Genomic DNA, 25,761 nt, shown 5'->3' with positions numbered 1-25,761 from the left:
TGAATGGAGGGGCGGCGTCCCGGTGCGTCACCCGTGGCGCTGATCGCGATCGCCATGGCCGTTTCGGTCTTTGGGTCGAGCGTCGCCATCGGTCACCAAGGGCTCGGAGGATGCTCCGCTCCGTCGGTGCCCGTGTTGAGCAGGCCGTGTTGGAGGCCCACCCGGGAAGTGACGCGGTCTGCGTCTCGGGCGAGATCCCTCAGCCTTGGCGGGGCCGCAGCGTTGTGGCTGCGGCCCCGTTCGGGGGTGGGGTCAGGACGGGTCGCCGTACTGGAGGCCGCGTCCGTTGGTGCCGACGTAGACGCGGCCGTAGGTGTCGGGGTCGCCGGTGATGACGCCGACGCCGCCGATGGCGCCCCACTGGTGGGCGTCGTCGTTGACGCGGAGCCAGGTGGCGCCCTGGTCGGTGGAGCGGAAGACTCCGGTGACGTCCTTGACGGTGCCGATCAGGTACAGGGCCTGGTAGGAGGTGCCCGGCTCGGCCTTGCCGAAGCCGAGGGCCGAGGCGGACTTCACCGTCTTGAGGGTGGTGAAGTTGCGGCCGCCGTCGGTGGAGTGCAGCAGCCCCTTGGTACCGCCCGCGATCCACAAGTCGCCGGCGATGCCGGGGACGGCCTTGAGCCGGCCGTCGGCGGGCAGGTTGGTGGCGCGGGCGGTGAAGGTCGCGCCGCCGTCGGTGCTGGCGTAGAGGGTGCCGCCGGACAGGGAGTAGAAGGTCCTGGCCGAGGAGCGGTCGGCGACGACCACGGCGCCGGTGCCCAGGCCGCTGACCTTCGACCAGCTCGCCCCCTTGTCGGTCGAGCGGTACGGGGCCTGGCCGGCCTGGGTCCAGATGATGGCGGAGCCGTCCGCCGCGAGCGCGATGTGGCCGTCCTGGGCACTGGTCACCGGCTCTGTCCTGAAGCCGGTCCAGCTGGTGCCGCCGTCGGTGGAGTAGGCGCCGTCCTTGTCGCCGCCACGGCCGACGCGGACCATCATCGCGGGCTTGGACTGGGCGAAGTCGATGTCGGTGCTGTTGGTCATCATCGGGTTCTTCAGCCGCCCGGCGGGCACCTTGGTCAGGGAGTCGTGGCGGAAGCCGCCCTGGTCGCCCATGGCGGTGACGACGGTGGCGCCGCCGGGCGGGGCGATCGCGTCCAGCAGCGCGGTTTCCTCCAGCCCTCGGGCGCCGGAGGCCCAGTTGCTGGTGCCGCCGGTGTCGGACGCGTTCGCGTTCTTGCTGCGCCAGATGCCGTTGCCGGTGCCGTACAGCACGTGCCCGGAGTTGAAGGGGTCGATGGCCAGGGCGGTCATCCAGTGCCCGGTGTGGTCGCCGACGTAGGGAGCGGCGGAGGCGTTGCGCACCGACTTGTCGGCCAGTGCCTTCCAGGTCGTGCCGCCGTCGGTGCTGCGGTAGATCTCGTCCTCGGGCCACCAGCGGCCGAGGGTGGTGACCATCACCGTGGAGGGCTTGCGCGGGTCGACGGCCAGACCGGAGAACCCGTAGTTGCCCTGGGAGGGGGAGATGTTCTTCCACGCCCCGCGGTCCGGCGTGTACTTCCACACCGAGCCCGCCGTGACGCCGTTGGGGCCGAGGTTGTTGGTGTACGTCAGGTACAGCGAGCCGTCGCCGGAGAGCACGCCGTGCTGCGGCAGTTGGCCGGTGGGTTGTCCGGGGACGGCCTGCCAGGTGCGGCCGTCGTCGGTGGAGCGGTAGAGGGAGGTGGATCTGTCGTTGACGCCAACGTAGATCGTCTTGCTGCCGGCCGGGCCGTACGTCACGAAGGAGATGCCCGCACCAGTGCTGGCCGCGTTCTTGACGGGGAACGAGGAGACCTGGCTCCATGTCACGCCGTGGTCCGTGCTGCGCCACAGGCCGTTCTTGCGGGTGCCCAGCAGGAGGGTGCGGTTGTCCGCGGGGTTGATCGCCAGTCGTTCGCCCGCCCCGCGGCCGTCCTCGTTGGCGCCCAGCTTGAAGGGCAGGTCGGTGCGCTTGAAGGTGCGGCCCTGGTCGGTGGAGCGCAGGATCGCGCCGTTGCCGGCCCAGTTGTTGGTGTAGGTGCCCGCCCCGAGGTAGAGCCGCTTGGGGTCGACGGGGTCGGTGGCCACCGAGTCGATACCGAGCAGGTTCCAGTCCTTCTCGCCGAGCCAGTCGGTCAGTGGGATCCACTGCTCGGCCCCGGTGTCCCAGCGGTAGGCGCCACCCATGTCGGTGCGCGCGTACAGCAGGCCCTTCTCCTTCTGGTTGAACACCAGCCCGGTGACGTAACCGCCGCCCACCACCTGGGCGTTTTTCCACACGTACGGTCCGGCCGCGGCCGTCTGGGCCTCGGTCACCTTCACCAGCTTCCACTGCTGGTTGGTGCCGCCGTGGCCCGGATACTGGATGACCGCCGCGCCCTGGGCCGTGGTGCCTCCCGAGACGTCCAGGACCAGGCCGCTCTTGCGGGAGGTGAAGGTGACCGCGTCCGAGCCGCTCACCGTGTCGATCCGCCACTCCTGGGAAGCGGAGGAGCTGTCGGTCTGCTGCTCGGCGGCGGCCCTCTTGGTAGTCGAGTTGCCCGCTATGCCCAGCACTTTGCCGCTGTTGCGGTTGACGAGCTCGTAGTAGCCGTCCCCGGCGTCCTTCAGCCGCCACTGCTGGTTGGCCGTGTTCTGGTCGGTGTACTGCTGGGCACGGGTGCCGTCGGCGGTGGAGAAACCCTTGACGTCCAGTACCTTGCCGCTGCGCACGGAAACCAGCTGGTAGTAGGCGTCACTGTCGACCTGCGCCGCCTGCGAGTCCTCCTGCACGAACAGGAAGTACGGCACGATGACGGCGGGCACGCCGATCAGCAGACCGGTGGCGGTCCAGCGACGGCGGTGACGCCCGCGCCGCCCGCCGTTCGTGGGGTTGTTCATGGGGAGGCGTTCTCCTTGCATGCTGTTCAACAGTGGAAAGCCGGATCCCGGCCCCGGAACTGGCCGGATCCGCTTCCTTGTCGCCACAGGCCACGCACAGGGTTGCCACGAGCCGGGAATCTTTTTCAGGTCACCCGGGTTCCGCTGTGGCGGGTGCCGGAACCGCGCCGAACGGCCCCGGCTCCCGGGTTCTGTCTTCCTGACGCCGGGCGGCACGGATGCGTCCGGTGCCGCCCCGGCGGTCATCCGGCGGTCAGAGTGGTCCACTTCTGGTTGGAGCCGCCGTTGCAGTCCCACAGGTGGAGCTGCGTGCCGTCGGCCGTGGAGGAGCCCGGAACGTCGAGGCAGCGTCCGGAGGCGGGGTTGCGGTAGCCGCCGTTGTAGGGCTCCCAGACCTGGTTGGCGCCGCCGTGGCAGGACCAGATCTGCACCTTGGTGCCGTTGGCGGTGCCCCAGCCGGCGGCGTCGAGGCACTTGCCCATGGAGCGCAGGGTGCCGTCGGTGTAGGCGGACCAGAACTGGTTGGCACCGTCGCCGCAGCTCCAGGTCTGGACGGCGGTCCCGTCGGCGGTGCCGGCGCCGTTGACGTCCAGGCACTTGCCGGCGATGCCGGACTGCACGCGGGCGGGGGAGGGGGCCGGGTTCCTCAGCCACCCTGCGCTGTCCGCGGCCTGGACGCCACGGTGGAAGGCGTCGGCCATCTTCTGGTAGCCCGCATCGTTGGGGTGCAGGGCGTCGGCCAGGTCGGCCGTGGTCAGGCTGCTCATGTCGACGTATGCGACGCGCCTGCCCGCGGCCTGTGCCTCGCTCACGATCTGCGGGATGGCCTGGTTGTACGCGGCACGGTACTGCTCCTCCGTGGCGCTGGTGGACACGACCAGGGAGGCCACGAGGACGGTTGCGTCGGGGGCGGCGGCGGTGATCTGGCCGACCAGGGACTTCAGCCGGGCGGTGGCGGTGGAAACCTGGTAGGACCTGTTGAGGTCGTTGGTGCCTATATGCAGCGTCACGACATTGGGCCGGTAGCGGGTGAGCGAGGCGTCGGCGAGTGCGGCGATCTGGTCGATGCGGTATCCCGAGTGGCCTTGGTTGTCGGGGTCGGACATCGAGCCGCCCCGCAATGTGCCCACGAAGTCCAGCGGATGGCCGTCGGCCGCAAGCTTGTCCCACAACGGCGCCCGGTAGCCGTTGCCCGTACTGCTTCCCACGCCCCAGGTTATCGAGTCGCCCAACGGCATGACCCGCAAAGGAGTGTCGGGGGCGGCGAAGGCAGGGGCCACCCCTGCCGCTGTCACCCCGAGCGCGGCGGCGACAAGCGTGATCAGGGGGCGAATCCAGGACTTTCTCATGGGGTTCCCTCTCTCTTGCGAGTGGTTGCTGAATCAGCGGGGCTGATCGCCGTACGGTCAGGAGCCCGATGGGCTCGAAGTCCCGCTTCAGATCGGGCGTCTCCCTGCGCCGTGGTAGGGGTGGCGGGTTACGGGAGCGTGGTCCACTTCTGGTTGTTCTGGCCGTTGCAGGTCCACAGGATGACTGGGGTCCCGCTGGTGGTCGCGGCCCCGTTGACGTCGAGGCACAGACCGGCGTGGACGTTGCGGATCGACCCGTCGGCTTGGGGGGTCCACTTCTGGTTGTTCTGGCCGTTGCAGGGCCAGATGATGACCGGCGTTCCGTTGTTGGTGCCCTGGCCGGAGGCGTCCAGGCACTTGTCGCCGTAGACGCGGATCTCGCCGTCGGCCCACGTGGTCCACAGCTGGTTGGCGGCGGTGTGGCAGTCCCAGATCAGCGTCGCCGTCCCGGCCGCGGTGGAGGAACGGTCCACGTCCAGGCAGCGGCCGGATCCGGTACTGCGCAGGCGTGCGGTGGTGGCGTCCAGCGGGCTGCCGCCGGTCATCTTGAACACGGCGACACCGTGCGCGGGTACGCTCGCGGAGATCTGGCCGGAGGTGCTCGACGTGCCGCCGGTCCACAGGTCGGTGAGGGTGAACGACCCGCCGGTGAGGCCGACTTGGGTGGCCGTCGTGGTGCTGCCGCCGCGGTTGAACAGGCCCACCGCGACCGAGCCGTCCGCGAGGGGCTTGGCGAACACCTCGGTGGCGCCGTCGTCGCGCACCCTGCGGCCGCCCGCGCCCAGCGGATCCTGGTTCACCGCCACCAGGCGGGGGTTGCGCAGGATCGCGCTGACGTCGGCGGACATGGTGCGGATGTCGTTGCCGGCCATGAGCGGGGCCGCCATCAGCGCCCACAGGGCGAAGTGGGCGCGGGACTCGGTCAGGGACAGGCCGGGACGGCCGACGACCAGCATGTCGGGGTCGTTCCAGTGCCCCGGACCCGACTGCGCCGCCAGGGGCGCGGTGACGTCCAGGACGTTCCCGACGCCCATCGGGTAGCTGTTGGTGTTGTTGTTCTGCCAGATGTCGAGCAGGTCCTCGGTGGTCCGCCACAGGTCGGCGACCTCGCCCCAGTTGTACTTGTCACCGGTGGGGGCGTGGAAGCTGTTGGGGTTGATGCTGTAGACGATCGGGCGGCCGGTGGCGCGCAGGGCGTCGCGCATGATGGTGAACCGCTCGACCTGCTCGCTGAGGGTGCCGCTGCCGGAGCACCAGTCGTACTTGAGGTAGTCGACGCCCCATGAGGCGAACGTGGCCGCGTCCTGCGCCTCGTGGCCCTTGCTGCCCGTGGCACCCGGGTAGGTCCCCACGCCCTGCGCGCAGGTGACCTCGTTGGGCGCCTGGTAGATGCCGAACTTCAGGCCCTTGCTGTGGATGTAGTCCCCGAGCGCCTTCATGCCGCTGGGGAACTTGGTCGGGTTGGCCCGCAGGTTGCCCTGCGCGTCGCGCTGCGGGTCGAACCAGCAGTCGTCGACGACGACGTACTGGTAGCCCGCGTCCTTCATCCCCGAGGACACCATCGCGTCGGCGGCCTGGCGGACCTGCGCCTCGGTGATCCCGCAGCCGAAGCTGTTCCAGCTGTTCCATCCCATCGGCGGGGTGAGCGCGGGGCTGCCCGGCGCAGCCTCGGCGGTCGTGCCGGCGGAGGCCGTGACGCAGGCGGTGAGCGTCAGTGCGGTGGCCGAAAGGAGACGCAGCAGTCGACTGCGTAGGGGAACCATGGGGAATTCCTTCCTGGGAGGCGAAGCGGAAGCCACTCGTTGGCGGGTGTACGAGGAGCCGAAGTCTCCCGGGAAGTTCTCGCTCGGCATGCCCGCCCGGTAGATTCGGCGCACATTGCCTTCACTGCCGAGTTGAGCGTCCGGTCGGCACCCTGGCGGTCAAGCCGAACATTGGTTGTTCCGCGAGTGAGGCGACGGCATGGAGGAACCCCAGCCGACGTGCGGCCGGGGTTTCTCAAGGCGGTGAGCATCGGTCGGCAGGTGGAGCCGCCCACGCCGTAAACAGCTCGTCCACGCGTCGGCGGAGCGCACCGCATCGCGGTCACCGTGGATCAGGCGGGTCAGCGCTGCAGGGTGAGCAGGCCCGGCCGGTACGGCAGTTGCTGGTAGGGGGTGCCCTGCGGTGTGTTGGGGTCGTAGCCCTGGTAGAGGAACCGCAGGTTGCAGGGATCGATGGTCATGGTCTGGTCGGGGTTGACGCGGATCAGGTCACCGTGGCTGACGTCGTTGGTCCAGGTGGCACCGCTGTTGGCCTTGCCCGCGAAGGGGCTGCTCTCGCTGCCGGCCTGGAGGGTCCACGGACCGTTCAGGCTGGAGGCGGTGAACGAGCGGAAGTAGCGTCCGTTCGCGCCCATGGCCTCGACGATCATGAGGTACTGGTTCTGGCCCTGGACCTTGTAGACCTCCGGCGCCTCGAACAGTCTCTCCTTCGTGTCGCTCATGACCGTGGTGTACGAGGAGCCGAAGCTGGCCGGGAAGTTCCCGAGCGGCATGGTCGACCTGTAGATCTTGCCGTTGTCATCGGCGAAGAACAGGTACATGTTCTGGTCGTCGGCGATCAGGGTCGGGTCGATCGGGACGCCTTCCGAGTCTTCGGGGAGGCTGCCGGTGAACAGCGGCTGCGGGGCGGACCAGCCGTTGGGGTCGGTGGGGTCGCTGGACGTGCGGTAGGTGAAGGGCCAGGCGGTACCCCACCCGTTCGAGGCCAGCACCCAGATGTTCTTGGGCGCGAAGTAGAACAGTTTGGGCGCCACCGCCAGGCCCTGGTCCATCCCGGTCTGGGTGGCCGCCGCCATGTCCGACCAGTTCGTGAAGGGACTGAAGGCCATCGTGTCCCACGACGATCCGTCAGAGGTGGTCGCGTAGACCAGGTTCCGGCCGTTGTACGGCACGGTGGTGAAGTCCTTCAGCGCGACCCACCCGTTCGCCGGCTGCGCCAGCGGACCGGTCGAGGTCCACCGGTATGTCGACGGAAGAGCACACGTGGGCGACGTCCCGGACAGGCCGGTCCACTTCTGGTTGTTGCCCCCGTGGCAGTTCCAGAGCTGCACCGCCGTGCCGTTGGCCGTGGCGCCGCCGCTGACGTCCAGGCACAGCCCGGACTGAACGCCGACGATCGTGCCGTCGGCGTTCGCCCGCCACTGCTGGTTCGCACCGCCGTTACAGGTCCAGATCTGCACCCGGGTACCGGCCGTGGTGGCGTGGCCCGGAACGTCCAGGCACTTGTTGCCGTACACCGTCAGTTGGTTGTCGTCCGTCAGTGTCCACTGCTGGTTGGTCCCGCCGTGGCAGTCCCAGATGTTCAGCTCCGTGCCGTCGGTCTGGCTGGGGCCCGGCACGTCGAGGCACCGGTCGGAACCAACGCCACGCACGGCGCTGGTGGTGGCCGCCTGAGCGGGGCTGGCTACGAGCATCGCCGCTAACGCGGCCATGGTCGCAACCGCGGCGGCGAGCACCGCGGATGGATGTCTGCGGCTGAAACCATGTCTGTGCATGCGGGACCTCGTCATCCTTGAGCAAGCGGCTCCGGTTTGCCCCGTCAGAGGCTGTCCGGATGGCGGGGTGGTGCGGTGGTGCGGCACTGAATGTTCGCTATGTCGAACAAGGGTCGAAGTGTCGAGCAACTGGATGATGAGAGAACCGGTTATCAGCGTCAATACCTCTCGCACAATTCGCGACCCGAAACGTTGGCATGCTGAAACCAGGCGGCTTCAAGTTCCGTGGTTGCGCGGCTCCTTGGCGTGAGGCGCGGGTAGCAGTGCGGGCACGGAGCAGGCACCGGGCTGGAAGCCGGGTCCGCTTGTCCCTGGCCGGGCTGCTGACCTGCGTCCCTGTTGTGACTCCGTGCCCGACCAGCGGTCGTTTTCCGGCGCAAGGAGCATCGGCGAACTCACCGAGTGGGGTGCGAGGGCCTCGGGAGGGCCGTCAGGGCGTTGACGGCGACGCCCCGGCGGTGGGTGCTTGCCTCGCCGACCGGCACCATGCCGCCACCAGCACTGCGGCGAGATCGTCGGCCTCGCCCGCAAGCCGGCAGGTCATTGCGGTGGACAGCGAGACGCTGAGGGGCTCGGCGCGTTGTCGCTCGGCCTGCGGTGCCTGACCACCGGGCACCTCCTGTGCGGGGCTCGTGGTGCGGCGGCGCAGGTGGTCCACGAGGGGCCGCAGGTCGCGCTCGGCGACGGCGCTGGCCGGGCATACAGCAGGATGCGGACGGTTTCGACCGAGGCCACGCTCTGTAGCCGGAATGACGACTTGCGCTCCTGGGCGTGCGGCGGGCGGTCCCACCCACAGAGCCGTGTCGAGGGGCGAAGCCGAGCACGCTGACCGGGGTGAGCAGCTGGATCCGGCTCTGCCCGGAGCGGGCGGGCCGTGCGCTGGGGCGCACGACCAGCAGACTGTCCGTTTCCGCGCAGGCCGGTGGGTGCCTGGGCGCGGGCTGTGACCTCGTCGGCGTCCCGCTCCCAGGAATCGTGCGGGTAAAGGCGAATCTCATCACCTTGCTGCCCATCGTCCACACGAGGTCAGTGGCCGTGTCGTTGGAGGGCGCGGATGTGCCCGGACGGGCAGCGGCTAGGTCAGGGGGACCCGAGTGAAGCGGCTCGATACGTGTAGGTCCGTCTCGATCGCGTCGGCCGTTTTGCGGAGGGCCGGGATCAGGTCGTCGACGCATTGCTTGAGGGTGTGTCGGGAAGCGTGCATCGCCGTGTTCAGGGCCGCCACCGCGCGGCCCGTGCGGTCGCGTACCGGGACCGCGACGGAGCGCAGGCCCTCCTCCAGTTCCTCGTCGACCAGGGCGTAGCCCTGGTGCCGGACCTCGTCCAAGGTGCGGGTCAGGGTGCGCGGGTCGGTGATCGTGCGAGGCGTGAGCCGGCGTAGGGGGCCGAGCGTGCGGGCGGCGGGTGGGAGGTCGGCCAGGAGGACGCGGCCCATGGACGTGGCGTATGCGGGCAGGCGGGTGCCCACGGTGATGTTCACGCTCATCACCCGGGCCGTCGCCACCCGCGCCGTGTACTGGATCTCGTCCCCGGCCGCCGTCAGTACGGCCAGGGACGTCGACTCGTGGATGCGTTCGGCCAGCGCCGCAAGGTGCGGGGCGGCGATGTGGGGGAGGGAGGTGCGGGACAGGGGCGGGTAGCCGAGGGAGAGGACCTGGGGGGTGAGGGTGAACGTGCCGGGGCGGGACTGGGCGACCAGGCCCAGGTGCTCGTAGGTGATCAGGGCCCGGCGGGCCGTCGCCCGGGCCAGGCCCGTCGCCTTCGCGACCTCCGTCAGGGTGAGCTCGGCCCGGCCCTCGCCGAAGGCGGTCAGTACGGTCAGCCCGCGGGCCAGCGACTCCACGAACTCCCGGCCCAGCTCCTGCTTCGACGCGCCCGTCCAGGTCGCCAGCCCGGACGGGGCCGGGGTGGGTTCCGGGCGGGGCGCCGTGCGCAGGTCCTCCTCCATCGCCGCCACCGCCGCGCGCAACCGGGGCAGCAGTGTGTCGCGCAGGCCGGCCGCGGTGTGCCGGCTGGTGTGGCTGACCACGCTCACCGCGCACGCGATCCGGCCGGTACGGGGATCCCGTACCGGAACCGCCACCGCGACGAGCCCGGGCTCGATCAACTGGTCGTCCAGAGCCCATCCGTCCTGCCGGGCCTGGTTCGTGCGGCGCGTGAAGTCCTCGGGGGGCAAAGGGTGTTCGGCTGGGGGTACGGCCGGGAAGTCGCGGTTCTCCGGGTTCGCCGCCCGGCGTGCTCGCCAGCGCTTCCAGTCCTGTGCCGTCCATTCCGTCGCGAACAGCGGGCCCGGTGCGGTGCGTTCGGCGGGCAGCAGGTCGCCGATGCGGAAGCTGAGGGACATCGCGCGGCGGCGGGTCGCCTGGTGGATGAAGCGGATGCCGTCGCCGTCGGCGACCGCGAGGGACACCGACTCGTCCAGTTCGTCGGCGAGGGCGTCCGCGCGGGCGTCCAGCAGGGCGGGCAGGCGCAGGGCGGCCAGATAGGCGTTGCCGAGTTCCATCAGGCGGGGGGCGAGGACCGCGTCCCGGCCGTCCAGGCGGACGTACCCCATGTGGGAGAGGGTGGAGGTGATCCGGTCGACCGTGGAACGGGCGAGGCCGGTGGCGCGTTCCAGCGCGCTCAGGCTGAGGATGCCGCCCGCCTCCGTCAGCTGCCGCAGCACGGCGATCCCGCGGATCAACGGCGTGACCGCCTCGTCCGGCACGGCGGGGGCGGCGGCCTCCTTCAGCGTGGGGTTGGCGGGCATCTTCTCTCCGGTACGGCGATCGCGGCAGGCCTACGGTAATGGCGGATCCCCGGATCGTGTCCGGCCTGCCCGGTCACCACCGCCACGTCGATGTTCGCGCGGAACCGCTTCGACTCCTCGCCGGAACGGCGGAACCGCTCCGACTCCTCGCCGGAACGACAGGGCCCGCCCCGGCACCCCCGCCACTCCCTGGTCACCACCGCCACCCCACCCGACGAGCACCCCCACCCCCTACCGCCGCGTCACCCGCACCACATGGTTCCCCTCCAGATCCGCCCCCGCCACCACGACCCGCACCCCCCGCCCCCGGTCCTCGAAGGACTCCCCGGGAGTGAACGTGGCGTCCGAGAGTTCGGCGTGGACGTTCGGGCTGCGGGTGCAGCCGCCGCTGTCGCGGCGCGAGTCGTACACCGTCACCGGGCCGTGGCCGGTGTCCACATCGGCGTCGACCTTGTAGATCAGTACGCCCGGCCGGCACACCGTCTCGTCGTTGCCGTCGCGGGTGCGCAGCTCCACGGCGTATCCGGTGTGCCGGTCGAGGGGTATGAAGATGAGCTTGGGGCCGCCCGGGCGGGCCAGCGGGGTGAGGGTGTGCTCGGTCGTGCCGGGAGCGGACGCGCAGGTCACCTGGGTCGTGTCCAGCCAGCCCAGTTTCCACTTGTGCCAGCCGAGGAGGTCGTTGTTGGCGCCCCAGTCCTCGCTCATGATGTCCCAGTGCCCGACCGCGGCCCCGCCCTCCTGGGTGTAGAGGTCGGGCAGGCCGAAGACATGGCCGTTCTCGTGCGGCAGGACGCGGTAGCCGGTCTTTTCGTAGGAGCCGGAGCCGTCGTCCTGGCGGGAGTAGACGAAGGAGGCGTTGGCGACGGACACGCCGTCCGCCATGGGCGCCTCGTTGTTGCCCGCGAAGGTCACCGAGAGGACCGTGTCCAGCGCCGAGGGGCCCGCGTTCGGCGTCACCAGCACGTTCAGCAGGTCGTACTCGCGGAAGTCGACCTTGGGATCGGCCTCGGCCACGATGTCCTGCACCAGCCGCCGGTAGCCGGGGTCGAAGGGGGCGCCGCGTTCTATGCCGTACGCCTGGAACGACTTCGGCATCCGCAGCCAGTCGGCGATCGGGGTTTCCGGACGGTAGTCCAGGCGGCCGTACGAACTGGTGCGGAACCACTCCCTGGTCTGCGGGAAGAACTCGTTGAACCGGTCCAGCGCGCGGCCCTTTCCGGGCGCGTCCGAGAAGTCGATCATCAGGGTGAGGGCGCGGACGGTGCCGGTGGAGCGGGCGTAGCCGCCGGGGGTCGGGATGCCCTCCGACATCTGGACCTCGGCCCTGCCGCTGATCAGGCAGGGGCCGTGGGCGGAGGAACGGGACAGGGCGCCGAGCGGCCGCGCTCCCGCCGTCGCCGAGCCCACTGTATGGTGGCCCGTCCCGGCCGAGGTGCTCACCACAAAGGTCACAGCGGTTACGGCGCCGAGCGCGGCCGCTCGGCGCGGGCGTATCCGACGGCGGGACGGCTGCATGCATGGACCTTTCGCTCCAGGCAGCCACCGGTCTCCGGCTGCACCCTTTTGATTCACCCTGTGCCGGGTGCGGCGCGGGCGCGCGCTGGAGCAGACCGATCGTGGGTTTTCGCTGAGTAAGCGCCGGTCAGCGGGGGTGCGACCGGAGGCGCGGGAGCGCTGTGACAGGGGTCACAGTGCGTCTTTCGGGGGATGGGAAATAACCGGGGAGCGATTCCCCGTTTAACCCGGCGTACGAGCGAAACGGGGGATCACTCCCCGGATCGCCCCACTGACGACCCAGGAGTACGCCGTGCAGACCGCCACCCCCATGCAGCGCAAAGCGACCCGGCCGCGCGCCGACGCCCTGCGCAACCGGGAGCGGATCGTCACCGCCGCCCGGGAGATGTTCGTCGAGCACGGTCCCGACGTGCCGCTCGACGAGATCGCCCGCCGGGCCGGCGTGGGCAACGCCACGGTGTACCGCAACTTCCCGGACCGCGACGCCCTGGTCCGCGAGGTCGTCTGCTCGGTCATGGACCGTACGGCCCTGGCCGCCGAGCAGGCGCTCGCGGAGCACGGCGACGCCTTCGCGGCGCTGGAGCGCTTTGTGCACGCCTCCGCCGACGAGCGGATCAGCGCGCTGTGCCCGATGATCTCCAGCACCTTCGACGAGCACCACCCCGACCTGGAGGCCGCACGCCACCGGGTCGAGCAGCTGGTCGAGATGGTCATGGCGCGGGCCAAGGCGGCCGGGCAGCTCCGCGCCGACGTGGGGGTCGGCGATCTGATGATCGTCGTCGCTCAGCTCAGCCGGCCGCCCGCGGGTGCCGCGTGCCTCAGCGTCGACCGCTTCGTGCACCGGCATCTGCAGCTGTTCCTGGACGGTCTGCGGGTCCCGGCCCGCTCCGACCTGCCGGGCACGGCGGTGACCCTGGAGGACCTGCGCCGGGCCTGACCGCCGACTGACCTTCACCTCACCAGCTTTCCGTCACTTACCGTCACCTATCGCCACGTACGTCACTGACCGTCACATATCGCCACTTACGTCACTCACCGTCACTTTTCCGTCCCGAAGTCCCGAAGTGGGTACCCCCATGTCTGAAACAGCCGTCAAGGCTCCCGGCGTCCCCGACGCCAACCGCTGGAAAGCGCTGGTCTTCATCGCGCTCGCCCAGCTGATGGTCGTCCTCGACGCCACCATCGTGAACATCGCGCTGCCCTCCGCCCAGCAGGACCTGGGCATCTCCGACGGCAACCGGCAGTGGGTCGTCACGGCCTACGCCCTCGCCTTCGGCGGTCTGCTGCTGTTCGGCGGCCGAATAGCCGACCTGTGGGGCCGCAAGCGCACCTTCGTCCTCGGCCTGGCCGGGTTCGCCGCCGCCTCCGCACTGGGCGGCGCCGCCACCAACGAGGCGATGATGTTCGGCTCCCGCGCCCTCCAGGGCGTCTTCGGCGCCCTCCTCGCGCCCGCCGCGCTCTCCCTGCTCGCGGTGATGTTCACCGACGCCAAGGAGCGCGCCAAGGCGTTCGGCATCTACGGCGCCATCGCCGGTGGTGGCGGTGCCGTGGGTCTGATCCTCGGCGGGTTCCTCACCGAGTACCTGGACTGGCGCTGGACGTTCTTCGTCAACATCCCGTTCGCGATCATCGCCGCGGCCGGTGCCTGGTTCGTCATCCGTGAGCCGGAGGGCGGCCGCAACCGCAACCCACTCGACATCCCCGGCGTCCTGCTGTCCACCCTCGGCCTGGTCGCGCTGGTCTACGGCTTCACCCGCGCCGAGTCCGACGGCTGGAGCGACTCCGTGACCGTCACCATGTTCGTCGCGTCGGCCGTGCTGCTCGCCGCGTTCGTGTTCGTCGAGGCGCGGGTCAAGGCCCCGCTGCTGCCGCTGCGCGTGCTCACCGAGCGCAACCGCGGTGGCGTCTACCTCTCGCTCGGCCTCGCGATCATCGCGATGTTCGGCCTGTTCCTCTTCCTGACCTACTACCTCCAGGTCGTGAAGGGCTACACGCCGGTCAAGACCGGCTTCGCCTTCCTGCCGATGATCGCGGGCATGATCACCGGCTCCACCCAGATCGGCACCCGCCTGATGACCCGGGTCGCCCCGCGCCTGCTGATGGGCCCCGGCTTCCTGGTCGCCGCGGTCGGCATGCTGCTGCTGACCCAGCTGGAGATCGGCTCCTCGTACGCCGCTCTGCTGCTGCCGGCGATGCTGCTGCTGGGCCTCGGCATGGGTACGGCGTTCATGCCGGCGATGTCCCTGTCCACGCAGGGCGTCGAGCCGCGCGACGCCGGTGTCGCCTCCGCGATGGTCAACACCTCGCAGCAGGTGGGCGGCGCGATCGGCACGGCCCTGCTGAACACCATCGCCGCCTCGGCGACCACGTCGTACATCACCGACCACATCGGCTCGGCGACCTCCCCCTCGCAGCAGCAGCTCGTCCAGCTGGAGGGCTTGGTGCAGGGCTACACCAGCGCCATCTGGTTCGCCGTCGGCATCCTGGTCGTCGCCGCGGTGATCGCCCTGACCTTCGTCAACGCCGGCCGCCCGAACATGGGCGCGGCGACCGGTGCGGGCGAGGGCGCCGAGGACGAGGTGCCGGTGCCGGTGGTCGCGCACTGACCCGCTGACGGCGCCTGTCCAGGCGTACTCCTGCGAGCAGTCGGGAAGTAGTCCCGGCGTACTCCTTCGGGCATCCGCACGGCCTCAGCGAAGCCAGGGCAGGTCCGCCCCGGCCTCGCTGGGCTGAAGTCCCTCGGCGACGATCCGCATGATCTCGCCGAGGGACTTCTGCTGCTGCGGGGTGAGCCGGTCGAACACGGCCTGCCGTACGGCGGCCACATGGCCGGGCGCCGACTGCTTCAGCACCTCAAGGCCCTGGTCCGTGAGCACCGCGAACTGGCCCCGCTTGTCGGAGGGGCAGTCCTCGCGGCGGACCCAGCCGTTCTTCTCCAGTCGGGCGACGGCGTGGGAGAGGCGGGAGCGGGTGATCTTCGCGTGCATCGCCAGCTCGGTCATCCGCAGCCGGCGGCGCGGGGACTCGGCGAGCTTGACGAGCAGGCCGTAGTAGACGTGCGGCATGCCCGCGTCACGCTGGAGCTGGCGGTCGAGATGGTCCTCCAGGAGCGTGGCGGCCTCGATGTAGGAGCGCCAGACGCGCTGCTCCTCGTCGGTGAGCCAGTTCGGCTCGTCGACGGGTGCGGACGCGGGTGCGGATGCGGATGCCGTGTTCATGGGCTCCACTGTACGAGACCTCTCCTTGAAATTTAAACTAACAGCCCTTAAGGTCGACGGGAGAGCTTTAGACTTAAAGCAACTGGGTCCTCCCGGAGGGAGCTGTCGTCATGTCCGCCGCCGCTCAGGAGCGCATGCCCGCCCTGTACCTCAGTCACGGTGCCCCACCGCTGGCGGACGACCCGATCTGGCCCGGTCAGCTCGCCGCCTGGTCCGCCGCACTGCCCCGCCCACGGGCCGTCCTCGTCGTCTCCGCCCACTGGGAAGAGGCCCCGCTCGCCCTCGGCGCCACCCGGACCGTCCCCCTCGTCTACGACTTCTGGGGCTTCCCCGAGCATTACTACCAGGTGCGCTACGACGCTCCGGGCGCCCCCGAACTGGCAGAGTCCGTACGGAAGTTGCTGCGGGCGCCGGGCATGCCGGTGCAGGACGTCCCGGAGCGGGGCCTGGACCACGGCGCGTACGTCCCGCTGGTCGAGATGTTCCCCGAGGCCGACATCCCCGTCCTGCAGGTCTCCATGCCGACTCTCGACCCGGCACGGCTGATGGAGATCGGCCGGAAGCTCGCCCCCCTGCGCGACGAGGGCGTGCTCATCGTCGGCTCCGGCTTCTTCACCCACAACCTCGCCGCACTGCGCCATCCCGGCGGGGGAGTGCCGAGCTGGTCGGCCGAGTTCGACGACTGGGGCCGGCGGGTGCTGGAGGCCGGTGAGGTGGACGCGCTGCTCGACTTCACCCACACCTCCCCGGCCGGGCGGCTCGCCCACCCTCGCACCGAGCACTTCGCACCGCTGTTCGTGACCATGGGCGCGGCGGATGCCGTGGGGGAGCTGGGGGAACAAAGGTCCGTGATCGACGGGTTCTGGATGGGGCTGGCGAAGCGGTCGGTGCAGTTCGGCTGACGGCCTCACCGGCGCGTCAGAGCTCCTTCTCGTACCAGGCCACGTCCCAGTACCGCCCGAACTTGCGGCCCACCTCGCGGTACGTGCCGACGTACCGGAAGCCGAAGCGCTCGTGCAGCCGCGTGGACGCCTCGTTCGGCTGCGCGATGCCCGCATAGGCGCGGTGCAGGTCCTCGCCCTCCAGGGCCGCGAAGAGCGCCTTGTACAGCAGCGTGCCGACGCCGCGGCCGCCGGCATGCGGGGCGACGTAGACCGTGACCTCCACGGAGGTGGAGTAGGCGGGCTTCGCGCGATAAGGGCTGGATGTGGCGTACCCCAGGATTTCCTGTGAGTCCGCGTCCGTGGCAACCATCAGCCGGTACGGCCCGTCTTCCGGGTGGGAGAGCAGCCAAGGGCGGCGCTCTTCCGGAGTGAAGATCGCCGTGTCGAATGTGATGGGCGTCTCACGAACGTAGTGGTTGTAGAGGTCGGTGAGGGCCGCGAGATCATCCTCGACTCCCGGTCTGACCTGCACCTCTATATGTCCCGACGGCATCGGTCCTCCTCACGTGGCCGGACAGGGTACTGCATGATCAGAAAAATGAGGGGTGGGTTGGGAATTCTGTCCTGATTCCAGTCGTTGTTTCCATCGGATGCAGGGCACCCGCAGGGGATACCGGAGAGGGTGCTGAGTGTCCGAAGGACCACCCGCTGACCTCACCATCGCAAGGGAGCACGCATGGCAACCCGTGCCGTCGCCCGTCGTACGTCCGCCGAAGGCGGGACCGTCGACGCGGCCAGCAGTGTTCGCGCCCATGGCGGCGAGATCGCGGACCGCGATCTGGTCGGCATGTACCTCGACGAGATCGCGCGGACGCCGCTGCTCGACGCCGCCAAGGAGGTCGAGCTGTCCCAGACCATCGAGGCGGGTGTGTTCGCGCGGCAGGTCCTCGACGGGTACGAGGAGTCGAAGGTGGACGCAACCCGCGAGGAGCTCCAGGCCCTGGTGGCCGAGGGCGAGCGGGCCAAGGACGTCTTCATCCGCTCCAACCTCCGCCTGGTCGTCGCGGTCGCCCGTCGCTACCCGCGCAGCGGCCTGCCCCTGCTGGACCTGATCCAGGAGGGCAACGCGGGCCTGGTGCGCGCGGTCGAGAAGTTCGACTACCGCAAGGGCTTCAAGTTCTCGACGTACGCCACCTGGTGGATCCGCCAGGCGATCACCCGCTCCATAGCGGATCAGTCGCGCACCATCCGGCTGCCCGTCCACCTGGTGGAGGAGCTGGGCCGGATCCGGCGCGTGCAGCGCGAGTTCAACCGTGAGCACGGGCGTGACCCGGAGCCCGCGGAGATCTCCGAGGAGCTCGGCTCGACGCCGGAGCGCGTCATCGACGTGCTGGACTGGGCCCGTGACCCGGTCTCGCTGAACATGTCGGTGGACGACGAGGGCGAGACCCAGTTCGGAGACCTGCTGGAGGACACGTCGGCGGTCTCCCCCGAGCAGTCCGTGATGACCCTGCTGCGCAGCGAGGAGCTGGACGACCTCATCGGCCGCCTCGACCAGCGCACGGCGTCCATCATCAAGATGCGGTACGGCATCGAGGACGGCCGGGAGCGGACCTTGACCGAGGTCGGCAAGGAGCACGGCCTGACCCGTGAGCGCATCCGCCAGATCGAGAAGCACGCCCTGCTGGAGCTGAAGAAGCTGGCACGTCAGACGGGCTTCGACGCCGCCGCGTGAGGGGCGCCCGAGGTGGCGCACGGCGATCGTTGCGGGGGCGTACGCCGGGGGGCGAAGGCCCGCGCGAACATGGCCGTGTAACGCCGCTTCAAACGACGCGTGCCGGGAACAAGACCCCTGGCACGGTAGTTCGGGCCCGAGGGTGAGCCCCCGGGCACCGACGGTCCCTGCGGCACGCCCCGCGGCACCGCATGTGACCAGCAGCTGCCGTAGCAACACACCTGAAGCCACGTCCCGACGCACTCCCCCCGGCGCCGGGACCTCCCGAGCCGGGCTTCGGCGCCTTCCCCCGGGCGTCGGGGCCCGGCTCTTTTTCGACGCTCCTGGGCTGAGGCCATGCCTGGGTGGCGGGGCACCCCGTACCTGAACTCCGGGGTGGCCCGCCGGATGGCAGATTGTGCCACATGGGCATAGCCTGCCGACGTGAGCAGCACCACCCCAGCACCGCAGCCCCGGCGTTCCTCGCCGTCCTCCTCGTCCTCCTCGTCGCCGTCCTCCTCCCTGACCGAGCGGCGCAAGGCGGAGACGCGGATGGAGATCGCCCGCGCGGCGGCGGGCCTCTTCGTACGGCACGGACTGCGCGCCACCCGCGCCGAGGACATCGCCCAGGCCGCGGGGATCGCCCCGCGCACCTTCTACCGCTATTTCGCCACCAAGGAGGAGGCCGTCGCCCCCCTCTACGCGGCCGGCGCCCAACGCTGGGTGGAAGCCGTCCGCGAGGCCCCGGGCGAACTGTCCCTCCCCCAGGCCCTGGAGCACGCGGTACGGCGCACGCTGACGCCGGGCGTGGGCGTGTCGGCGGCGTCCTGGGAGTGGGTGCGGACGCTGATCCGGATGTCCGAGGCGAGCCCGGCGTTGCGGAAGGTGTGGGCCGAGGTGTGCCGGGCTGCGGAGGACACGTTGGTGGAGGTGCTGGTGGAGAGGGGAGGACCTGCGGCCACGAAGAGTGACGACAACGTTGCCGGTACCGCGTCCTCGGAGCTGCGCTTCACCGCGGCCGTCGCGAGTGCGGTCGTACGGGTGGCCGTCGAATCCTGGGCGGCGGGGACCGCCCCGGCGACGGGACCGGAGGGTCCGGCGGAGCTGGCGCTGCGGAACCTGGCGGCGCTGCGGGACTTCCGGTGGGCGTGAGCCTGCAGACGACCCCTCACTCCACCGCCCGGCTCAACCGTCCCCCCAACTCCCGTACGTGCTCGACGAGTTCCGTCGGCTGACGCACCGTGAACTCGCAGCCCAGCATCGCCAGCCGTACCGCCACCCACTCCACCGCGTCGGCCGTACTGCCTCGCAGCATGCAGCGGCCCTCGTCGAGCGGCTCGGGCGCCCCCAGCCACCCCCGCAGCCGCGCCGCCACGACCTCGGCGGGCGCGTCGAACGTGACAGTGACCTCGTACGTCTCCTGCTGACGCCGGATCGACTGCCGCAGGTACTCCGCCGCACTCCCCGTCGGCAACTCCCGTGGCGTGAACCGGGCTCCGGTCGCGAACGGCTCGCTGACCCTGTCGACGCGGAACGTGCGCCAGTCCTCGCGCCCGAGGTCGTATGCGACGAGGTACCAGCGCCGCCCAGTGGACACCAGCCGATACGGCTCGGTCAGGCGCCGCGACTCACTGCCGTCCCCGGCGCGGTAGGCGAAGCGCAGCCGCTCGTGGCCGGCCACCGTCGACGCCATCACGGTCAGCGTCTCGGGTGCGATGCTCGGTCCGTCGCCGCTGGTCAGTGCCGTGGTCGCGGTCTGCAGGGTCGCCACCCGGTGCCGTAGCCGACTCGGCAGCACCTGCTCCAGCTTGGCCAGCGCCCTTACGGACGCCTCGTCCACGCCCTCCAGCGCGTGCCCGGCGCCGGCGCGCAGGCCCACCGCGATCGCCACCGCCTCCTCGTCGTCGAGGACGAGCGGCGGCATGGCCTTGCCCGCGACGAGCCGGTAGCCGCCGTCCGCGCCCTTGGAGGCCTGCACGGGATAGCCCAGCTCGCGCAGCCGGTCGATGTCCCGCCGTACCGTGCGCCGCGAGACCCCGAGCCGGTCGGCGAGCTCGCCGCCGGGCCATTCGCGGGGCGTCTGGAGGAGGGAGAGCAGTTGAAGGAGCCGAGCCGGAGTGTCCGTCGTCATGAGTCCGAGGATGCCGCAGAAGTAGGACACGATCTGACCTAATGCGGCCGTAGTTTCCGAGACATGACCTCCACCGAGACCTCTCAGCCCATGGCCTCTCGGCCCGTGGCCGCATCCGGACCGGACCGCCGTCGCTGGTTCGCGCTCGCGATCGTGATGACCGCCGCCTTCATGGACCTCGTCGACGTCACGATCGTGAATATCGCGATCCCGTCGATCCAGCGCCACGAGCACGCCTCCTTCAGTCAGATCCAGTGGATCACCGCCGGTTACGCGCTCGCCTTCGCCGCGGGCCTGATCACCGGCGGCCGCCTCGGCGACATCCACGGCCGCAAACGCGTCTTCCTCATCGGTATCGGCGGCTTCACCCTCGCGTCCGCGCTCTGCGGGCTCGCCGCCACTCCGGAGATGCTGGTCGGCGCCCGGATCCTGCAGGGCGCGATGGCGGCGCTGATGGTGCCGCAGGTCCTGGCGATCGTGCACGCCACCTTCCCGGCGCACGAACGCGGCAAGGTCTTCGGCCTGTTCGGCGCGGTCGTCGGTCTCGGCGCGGTCTCCGGCCCGCTGCTCGGCGCCCTGCTGACCGAGTGGAACCTCTTCGGCCTCGAATGGCGCCCGATCTTCCTGATCAACCTCCCGGTGGGCATCGCGGGCCTGGTCCTGGGCCGCCGTTTCATCACCGAGTCCAGGGCGCCGTACGCCCTGAAACTGGACCTCGTCGGCGTCGCCCTGGTGACGCTGGGCCTGCTGATGCTGCTCTACCCGCTGACCCGCGGCCGCGAGCTGGGCTGGCCGCTGTGGGGGTACGTCTCGATGGGCGCCGCGCTCGTCGTGTTCGGCGCGCTGGTGGCGTACGAGCGGCGCAAGGCGGCGCGCGACGGCTCCCCGTTGATCGAGCTGTCGCTGTTCAGGGTCAAGAGCTTCGCGGCCGGTATCGCCGTGCAGACCGTGTTCGGGATCGCGCTCGGCATCTTCTTCCTGGTGTGGACGCTGTATATGCAGTACGGCCTCGGCTGGGGTCCGCTGCGGGCCGGGCTGACCGGGGTGCCGTTCTCGATCGCGGTGTCGGTGGCGGCCGGGGTGTCGGTGCAGAAGCTGGTGCCGCGCTTCGGACGGGGGGTGCTGCAGGCGGGCGCGCTGGTGATGGCCGCCGGGCTGGCCCTCTACATCTGGGAGTCCGAGCGGTACGGCCTCGCCATCGCCTCCTGGCAGATGGCGCTGCCGCTGGTCGTGATGGGCGCGGGCATGGGCCTGATCGTCGCCCCGCTGACCGACGCGATCCTCTCCGAGGTGCCGCGCGAGCACGCCGGTTCGGCGTCCGGGCTGATCAGCACGGTGCAGCAGATGGGCAACGCGCTCGGCCTCGGGCTCGTGTCCGTGGTGTTCTTCGGCGTGGTCGACGACCGGGTGGCGGAGGCCGTGCAGCCGGGGCCCGCGTTCGTGGACGGCTTCCAGCATGCGGTGGGGTGGGTCGCGGGGGTGATGGTGGTGATCTTCCTGCTGATGTTCGCGCTGCCGAGGCGGGCTGCGGAGCATGTGGATGGCGGTGTGGGGGAGTCGGAGCCGGTGGCTGTGGTGGAGAAGGAGGCGGAGCTGGTGCATTGAGGCACCCGTTCTGAGCTGGGCCCGGCACTGAGGTGCCGGGCCTTTTACCTTGCGCTTCCGTTGAGGGCGGGTCCGTTCATGTCCGAATGAGGTCCGAGCCTGTTTACTTTCCGGAAATCCGGGCGTAGCCTCCGAAGTGAAACCACACGTTCGGGCATGGATCGGAGGCGAACGGGCATGTACGCACCGGAGCGGCAACAGGAGATCCTCCGTCTCGCCCGCGACAGCGGCCGGGTGGACGTGGTGGCGCTGGCCGAGGAGTTCCAGGTCACCGCGGAGACGATCCGCCGCGACCTGAAGGCCCTCGACCGCGCCGGCCTCGTCCGCCGGGTGCACGGCGGGGCCATCCCGGTCGGCCGACTCGACTTCGAGCCGGACCTCGCCGAGCGCGAGTCCACGGCCGCCGACGAGAAGGACCGCATCGCCAAGGCGGCCCTCGCCGAGCTGCCCACCGAGGGCACGATGATCCTCGACGCCGGTACGACGGTGGCGCGGCTGGCCGCCGCCATCCCGCTGGAGGCCTCGCTCACCGTCGTCACCCACAGCCTGCCGATCGCGGCCCGCCTCGCGGACCACCCGGGCATGCAGCTCCATCTCGTCGGGGGCCGCGTACGGCACCGTACGCGCGCCGCCGTGGACGCCTGGGCGCTGCGGGTGTACAGCGAGATCCGCGCCGACGTCGTCTTCGTGGCGGCCAACGGCTTCTCCATCGAGCACGGCCTGACCACCCCCGACCTCGCCGAGGCCGCCGTCAAGCGCGCGGCCCTGGCCGCCGCCCGCCGCGTGGTGCTGCTCGCCGACTCCTCCAAGCACGGCCAGGAGCACTTCGCCCGCTTCGGCGACCTGAGCGATGTGGACCTGCTGATCACCGACATTGGGCTGAGCCCCGAAGACGCCACCGCCATCGAGCGCGGCGGCACGGAAGTAGTGCGCGCATGATCCTCACCGTCACCCCCAACCCGTCCCTCGACCGCACCTACGAGGTCCCCGCCCTGGAGCGCGGCGAGGTCATCCGCGCCACCGGCGAGCGCATGGACCCCGGCGGCAAGGGCGTGAACGTCTCGCGGGCCGTCGCGGCCGCCGGACGGCGCACGGTGGCGGTGCTGCCCCTGGGTGGTGCGCCGGGCGCGCTCGTCGCCGATCTGCTCGACGCGCAGGGCATCGAGGTCGCACCGGTCCCGATCGCGGGCGCCACCCGCTCGAACATCGCGCTCGCGGAGGCCGACGGCGTCCTCACGAAGATCAACGCGCCGGGGCCGGAACTGTCGGCCCGGGAGCAGGAGCTGCTCTTCGACACGGTGCGCACGCAAGCGCGGGACGCCGACTGGATCGCGTGCTGCGGCAGCCTGCCGCGCGGCCTCGCGCCGTCCTGGTACGCCGAGCTGGTCGCGCGGGCGCACGCCGGGGGCGCCCGGATCGCGCTGGACACCTCGGGGCGTGCGCTGCTGGAGGCGTTGCGGGAGCGGCCCGACGTGGTGAAGCCGAACGCCGAGGAACTCTCCGAGGCCGTCGGGCGGCCCCTGGCGACGGTGGGCGACGCGATGAAGGCGGCCGAGGAGTTGCGCGAGCGGGGCGCACGCGCCGTGCTGGCGAGCCTGGGCGCCGACGGGCAGCTCCTCGTGGACGGCGCGGGCACCTGGTTCGGCAGCGCCCGCGTCGACGTCGTGCGCTCCAACGTCGGCGCCGGTGACTCTTCGCTCGCCGGCTTTCTGATCGCCGGCGGCAGCGGCCCGGAGGCCCTCGCCTCCGCCATCGCGCACGGCGCGGCCGCCGTCCAGCTGCCCGGCAGCGTGATGCCGACGCCGGGCGACCTGGACCCGGCCGCGGTGACGGTCACCTCCGACGTACCGGTTGACCGCGAGCTGAAGGAGCCGGTCTCATGAGCGTGCGTACGGCGATTTGTCCGGCGTATCCCGAAACGGCAGGTGTGCGGCGGGGCTCCCCCGGCCCCCTCTCCCTCACCCCCGCACTCCCCACAACCCCCCACAACACCCCCGTCCCCTCTCCCGCCCACTCCACCTCACGGGCGATATGCGTGCTAAGGAGCCCGCGATGAGCGACATGATCACCGCGGACCTGGTCGACCTCGACCTGTCCGCCGACACCAAGCAAGCGGCGGCGCGCGCTCTCGCCGAACGCATGGTGGCCCTGGGCCGGGTGACCGACCTGGACGGTTTCCTCGCCGACGTGGCCGCCCGCGAGGCGCAGATGCCGACCGGCCTCGACGGCGGCATCGGCATCCCGCACTGCCGCAGCGAGCACGTCACCGAGCCGACGCTCGCCTTCGGGCGCAGCGCGGCCGGGATCGACTTCGGTGCGGCGGACGGCCCCGCCGACCTGATCTTCCTGATCGCCGCGCCCACCGGCGCCGACGACGCCCACCTCGGGATCCTGTCGGCGCTGGCCCGGCAGCTGATGAACACCGAGTTCACCGACGCGCTGCGGGCCGTCGGGGACGCGGGGACCGCGGCGGCGCTCATCCGCGGGGACGAGACTCCGGCGGCCGCAACCGCCGGTGACACGGAGTCGGCCGCTTCCGCGGGCTCCACAGACTCCGTGGCGGCGTCGGGGGCGGCCTCCGCCGACGCCGCCACGGGTGCCACCGTCGCCGAGTCCGCCGACTCGGACGACTCCGGCACCGGCTCGGACGGCGAGCGTCCCTTCCGTATCGTCGCCGTCACTTCCTGCCCCACCGGCATCGCCCACACCTACATGGCGGCCGAGTCCCTGGAGAACGCGGGCCGCGAGGTCGGCGTCGAGGTCGTCGTCGAGACGCAGGGCTCGGCCGGCTTCGACCGGCTCGACCCGGCGGTCATCGCGGCGGCGGACGGCGTGATCTTCGCGCACGATCTGCCCGTACGGGAGAAGGACCGCTTCGCCGGGAAGCCCACCGTCGACGTCGGGGTGAAGGCGGGCATCAACCGTGCCGCCGAGCTGATCGCCGAGGTGCGCGGCAAGGCGGCGCGCGGCGAGGTCACGGCCGCCGCCCGGCCCGGCGGGACCCCCGTCGAGCGCGCCGGTGAGCCCGGCGAGGGCTACGGCACCAAGCTCCGCAAGTGGCTGATGTCCGGCGTGAGTTACATGGTCCCGTTCGTCGCCGCGGGCGGTCTGCTCATCGCCCTCGGCTTCGCGATCGGCGGCTACCAGATCAACGAGGCCAAGTCCGTCACCGAGCACTTCGACTGGGGCCAGGTCGACAGCTGGGGCGCCCTGCTGTTCCAGATCGGCGCCGCGGCCTTCGGCTTCCTCGTCCCGGTCCTCGCCGGATACATCGCCTACGGCATGGCCGACCGGCCCGGCCTCGTGCCCGGCTTCGTCGGCGGCGCGATCTCGCTGACGATCGGCGCCGGGTTCCTCGGTGGTCTGGCCGCCGGTCTGATCGCCGGTGGCGTGGTCCTCGGCATCCAGCGCATCAACATCCCACCGGTGCTGCGCGGCATCATGCCGGTGGTGGTGATCCCGCTGATCTCCTCGGCGATCGTCGGGTTCCTGATGTTCGTGGTCATCGGCAAGCCCATCGCCGAGGCCCAGAAGGCCCTCACCGACTGGCTGAACGGCCTGTCCGGCGCCAACGCCATCCTGCTCGGCGTGCTGCTCGGCCTGATGATGTGCTTCGACCTCGGCGGCCCGGTGAACAAGGTGGCGTACACCTTCGCGACGGCCGGCATCTCGGTCGCGGCGCCCAGCGACTCGGCGATGAAGATCATGGCCGCCGTGATGGCCGCCGGTATGGTCCCGCCGCTGGGCATGGCCCTGGCCACCACCGTCCGCAAGCGGCTGTTCACCAGCGCCGAGCGCGAGAACGGCAAGGCCGCCTGGGTCCTCGGCGCCTCCTTCATCTCCGAGGGCGCGATCCCGTTCGCGGCCGCCGACCCGCTGCGCGTCATCCCCGCCTCCATGGCGGGCGGCGCGGTCACCGGCGCCCTGACCATGGCGTTCGGCTCGACCCTGCGCGCCCCGCACGGCGGCATCTGGGTCACCTTCCTGATCGGCAAGCCGCTGCTGTACCTGCTGGCCATCGCGGTCGGTACGGCGGTCACGGCAGGCCTGGTCATCCTCCTCAAGGGCCTGCGCAAGCCGGCCCCCGGGGCGAAGGAGCCCGAGCCGGTCGCGGTGCCGACGGAGCCGAAGCAGCCGGTGGCGGCGGCGTAGGCACCGAGCGAGGAAAGCAGCGCGGT

18 protein-coding genes are annotated in these 25,761 nt (G+C 70.8%); 9 read left to right on the top strand and 9 right to left on the bottom strand.

Annotation, left to right across the window (positions count from 1 at the left end; translation table 11 throughout):
- Positions 1 to 252 precede the first annotated feature (252 nt).
- From SSP24_RS25040 to SSP24_RS25015, 6 genes are all read right to left on the bottom strand, one after another.
- Positions 253 to 2,880: an RICIN domain-containing protein gene (locus tag SSP24_RS25040; RefSeq protein ID WP_141311946.1), complete on the bottom strand. Its 2,628-nt coding sequence runs from the start codon at positions 2,878 to 2,880 to the stop codon at positions 253 to 255.
- A gap of 242 nt (positions 2,881 to 3,122) precedes the next feature.
- The gene (locus tag SSP24_RS25035; protein WP_141311945.1) at positions 3,123 to 4,229 is read right to left on the bottom strand and encodes a ricin-type beta-trefoil lectin domain protein; all 1,107 of its coding nucleotides are present in this window, start codon (positions 4,227 to 4,229) and stop codon (positions 3,123 to 3,125) included.
- A gap of 128 nt (positions 4,230 to 4,357) precedes the next feature.
- Positions 4,358 to 5,992: a glycoside hydrolase family 27 protein gene (locus SSP24_RS25030; RefSeq protein ID WP_141311944.1), complete on the bottom strand. Its 1,635-nt coding sequence runs from the start codon at positions 5,990 to 5,992 to the stop codon at positions 4,358 to 4,360.
- A gap of 341 nt (positions 5,993 to 6,333) precedes the next feature.
- A complete protein-coding gene (locus tag SSP24_RS25025) occupies positions 6,334 to 7,767 on the bottom strand; it encodes a non-reducing end alpha-L-arabinofuranosidase family hydrolase (RefSeq protein ID WP_141311943.1) in 1,434 nt (477 codons plus the stop codon).
- 1,075 nt (positions 7,768 to 8,842) lie between these two features.
- Positions 8,843 to 10,516: an IclR family transcriptional regulator domain-containing protein gene (locus tag SSP24_RS25020; RefSeq protein ID WP_141311942.1), complete on the bottom strand. Its 1,674-nt coding sequence runs from the start codon at positions 10,514 to 10,516 to the stop codon at positions 8,843 to 8,845.
- Between the two features lie 231 nt (positions 10,517 to 10,747).
- Positions 10,748 to 12,031 (bottom strand): M6 family metalloprotease domain-containing protein, encoded by a 1,284-nt coding sequence (locus tag SSP24_RS25015; protein WP_141311941.1) that lies wholly within the window; start codon positions 12,029 to 12,031, stop codon positions 10,748 to 10,750.
- Positions 12,032 to 12,323: 292 nt separating this feature from the next.
- Here SSP24_RS25015 and SSP24_RS25010 point away from each other — a divergent pair, with 292 nt between their 5' ends.
- Complete coding sequence (locus SSP24_RS25010) at positions 12,324 to 12,968, top strand: TetR/AcrR family transcriptional regulator (RefSeq protein ID WP_174864702.1); 645 nt, start codon at positions 12,324 to 12,326, stop codon at positions 12,966 to 12,968.
- Positions 12,969 to 13,107: 139 nt separating this feature from the next.
- Entirely contained in the window at positions 13,108 to 14,637 is a 1,530-nt protein-coding gene (locus SSP24_RS25005; protein ID WP_141311940.1) for an MFS transporter, read from the top strand.
- Between the two features lie 84 nt (positions 14,638 to 14,721).
- Here SSP24_RS25005 and SSP24_RS25000 read toward each other — a convergent pair whose 3' ends face one another.
- Positions 14,722 to 15,249 (bottom strand): MarR family winged helix-turn-helix transcriptional regulator, encoded by a 528-nt coding sequence (locus SSP24_RS25000; RefSeq protein WP_141311939.1) that lies wholly within the window; start codon positions 15,247 to 15,249, stop codon positions 14,722 to 14,724.
- A gap of 110 nt (positions 15,250 to 15,359) precedes the next feature.
- Here SSP24_RS25000 and SSP24_RS24995 point away from each other — a divergent pair, with 110 nt between their 5' ends.
- On the top strand, positions 15,360 to 16,151 hold the full coding sequence (locus tag SSP24_RS24995; RefSeq protein ID WP_141311938.1) for a dioxygenase family protein: 792 nt from the start codon (positions 15,360 to 15,362) through the stop codon (positions 16,149 to 16,151).
- Between the two features lie 16 nt (positions 16,152 to 16,167).
- Here the strand turns inward: SSP24_RS24995 and SSP24_RS24990 are convergent, their stop codons facing one another.
- Positions 16,168 to 16,686, bottom strand: coding sequence for a GNAT family N-acetyltransferase (locus SSP24_RS24990; RefSeq protein ID WP_141311937.1), 519 nt, complete (start codon positions 16,684 to 16,686; stop codon positions 16,168 to 16,170).
- Between the two features lie 183 nt (positions 16,687 to 16,869).
- Here SSP24_RS24990 and SSP24_RS24985 point away from each other — a divergent pair, with 183 nt between their 5' ends.
- Together SSP24_RS24985 and SSP24_RS24980 are read left to right on the top strand one after the other, a co-directional pair.
- Positions 16,870 to 17,868 carry a sigma-70 family RNA polymerase sigma factor gene (locus SSP24_RS24985; RefSeq protein WP_141311936.1) on the top strand — a complete coding sequence of 333 codons (999 nt, stop codon included), beginning with the start codon at positions 16,870 to 16,872 and terminating at the stop codon, positions 17,866 to 17,868.
- A 423-nt stretch (positions 17,869 to 18,291) separates the two neighbouring features.
- Complete coding sequence (locus tag SSP24_RS24980; protein ID WP_373306674.1) at positions 18,292 to 18,999, top strand: TetR/AcrR family transcriptional regulator; 708 nt, start codon at positions 18,292 to 18,294, stop codon at positions 18,997 to 18,999.
- Positions 19,000 to 19,015: 16 nt separating this feature from the next.
- On the opposite strand, the gene SSP24_RS24975 is transcribed toward SSP24_RS24980, so the two are convergent.
- Positions 19,016 to 19,978 (bottom strand): helix-turn-helix transcriptional regulator, encoded by a 963-nt coding sequence (locus SSP24_RS24975; RefSeq protein ID WP_141311935.1) that lies wholly within the window; start codon positions 19,976 to 19,978, stop codon positions 19,016 to 19,018.
- Between the two features lie 63 nt (positions 19,979 to 20,041).
- Here SSP24_RS24975 and SSP24_RS24970 point away from each other — a divergent pair, with 63 nt between their 5' ends.
- The 4 genes from SSP24_RS24970 to SSP24_RS24955 all read left to right on the top strand — a co-directional run bounded on the left by SSP24_RS24970 (position 20,042) and on the right by SSP24_RS24955 (position 25,735).
- Positions 20,042 to 21,583, top strand: coding sequence for an MFS transporter (locus tag SSP24_RS24970; protein ID WP_141311934.1), 1,542 nt, complete (start codon positions 20,042 to 20,044; stop codon positions 21,581 to 21,583).
- 177 nt (positions 21,584 to 21,760) lie between these two features.
- Positions 21,761 to 22,522, top strand: a complete 762-nt coding sequence (locus tag SSP24_RS24965) for a DeoR/GlpR family DNA-binding transcription regulator (protein WP_141311967.1) — start codon at positions 21,761 to 21,763, stop codon at positions 22,520 to 22,522.
- Positions 22,519 to 23,466, top strand: coding sequence for a 1-phosphofructokinase (pfkB, locus tag SSP24_RS24960; protein WP_141311933.1), 948 nt, complete (start codon positions 22,519 to 22,521; stop codon positions 23,464 to 23,466). The genes SSP24_RS24965 and pfkB overlap by 4 nt, the downstream gene beginning before the upstream one ends.
- Before the next feature lie 169 nt (positions 23,467 to 23,635).
- Entirely contained in the window at positions 23,636 to 25,735 is a 2,100-nt protein-coding gene (locus tag SSP24_RS24955; RefSeq protein WP_141311932.1) for a PTS fructose transporter subunit IIABC, read from the top strand.
- Positions 25,736 to 25,761: the final 26 nt, after the last annotated feature.

Source organism: Streptomyces spinoverrucosus, assembly GCF_006539505.1.
Lineage (GTDB): Bacteria > Actinomycetota > Actinomycetes > Streptomycetales > Streptomycetaceae > Streptomyces > Streptomyces spinoverrucosus.
The sequence above is the reverse complement of the archived record's forward strand: the minus strand, read 5'-3'. Positions and strand labels throughout refer to the sequence as shown.

What these genes read in the sequence shown, in the direction of transcription:
- SSP24_RS25040 (WP_141311946.1), bottom strand. Translation starts at nt 2,880, where the DNA reads ATGAACAACCCCACGAACGGCGGGCGGCGCGGGCGTCACCGCCGTCGC.
- SSP24_RS25035 (WP_141311945.1), bottom strand. Translation starts at nt 4,229, where the DNA reads ATGAGAAAGTCCTGGATTCGCCCCCTGATCACGCTTGTCGCCGCCGCG.
- SSP24_RS25030 (WP_141311944.1), bottom strand. Translation starts at nt 5,992, where the DNA reads ATGGTTCCCCTACGCAGTCGACTGCTGCGTCTCCTTTCGGCCACCGCA.
- SSP24_RS25025 (WP_141311943.1), bottom strand. Translation starts at nt 7,767, where the DNA reads ATGCACAGACATGGTTTCAGCCGCAGACATCCATCCGCGGTGCTCGCC.
- SSP24_RS25020 (WP_141311942.1), bottom strand. Translation starts at nt 10,516, where the DNA reads ATGCCCGCCAACCCCACGCTGAAGGAGGCCGCCGCCCCCGCCGTGCCG.
- SSP24_RS25015 (WP_141311941.1), bottom strand. Translation starts at nt 12,031, where the DNA reads ATGCAGCCGTCCCGCCGTCGGATACGCCCGCGCCGAGCGGCCGCGCTC.
- SSP24_RS25005 (WP_141311940.1), top strand. Translation starts at nt 13,108, where the DNA reads ATGTCTGAAACAGCCGTCAAGGCTCCCGGCGTCCCCGACGCCAACCGC.
- SSP24_RS25000 (WP_141311939.1), bottom strand. Translation starts at nt 15,249, where the DNA reads ATGAACACGGCATCCGCATCCGCACCCGCGTCCGCACCCGTCGACGAG.
- SSP24_RS24995 (WP_141311938.1), top strand. Translation starts at nt 15,360, where the DNA reads ATGTCCGCCGCCGCTCAGGAGCGCATGCCCGCCCTGTACCTCAGTCAC.
- SSP24_RS24990 (WP_141311937.1), bottom strand. Translation starts at nt 16,686, where the DNA reads ATGCCGTCGGGACATATAGAGGTGCAGGTCAGACCGGGAGTCGAGGAT.
- SSP24_RS24985 (WP_141311936.1), top strand. Translation starts at nt 16,870, where the DNA reads ATGGCAACCCGTGCCGTCGCCCGTCGTACGTCCGCCGAAGGCGGGACC.
- SSP24_RS24975 (WP_141311935.1), bottom strand. Translation starts at nt 19,978, where the DNA reads ATGACGACGGACACTCCGGCTCGGCTCCTTCAACTGCTCTCCCTCCTC.
- SSP24_RS24970 (WP_141311934.1), top strand. Translation starts at nt 20,042, where the DNA reads ATGACCTCCACCGAGACCTCTCAGCCCATGGCCTCTCGGCCCGTGGCC.
- SSP24_RS24965 (WP_141311967.1), top strand. Translation starts at nt 21,761, where the DNA reads ATGTACGCACCGGAGCGGCAACAGGAGATCCTCCGTCTCGCCCGCGAC.
- pfkB (WP_141311933.1), top strand. Translation starts at nt 22,519, where the DNA reads ATGATCCTCACCGTCACCCCCAACCCGTCCCTCGACCGCACCTACGAG.
- SSP24_RS24955 (WP_141311932.1), top strand. Translation starts at nt 23,636, where the DNA reads ATGAGCGACATGATCACCGCGGACCTGGTCGACCTCGACCTGTCCGCC.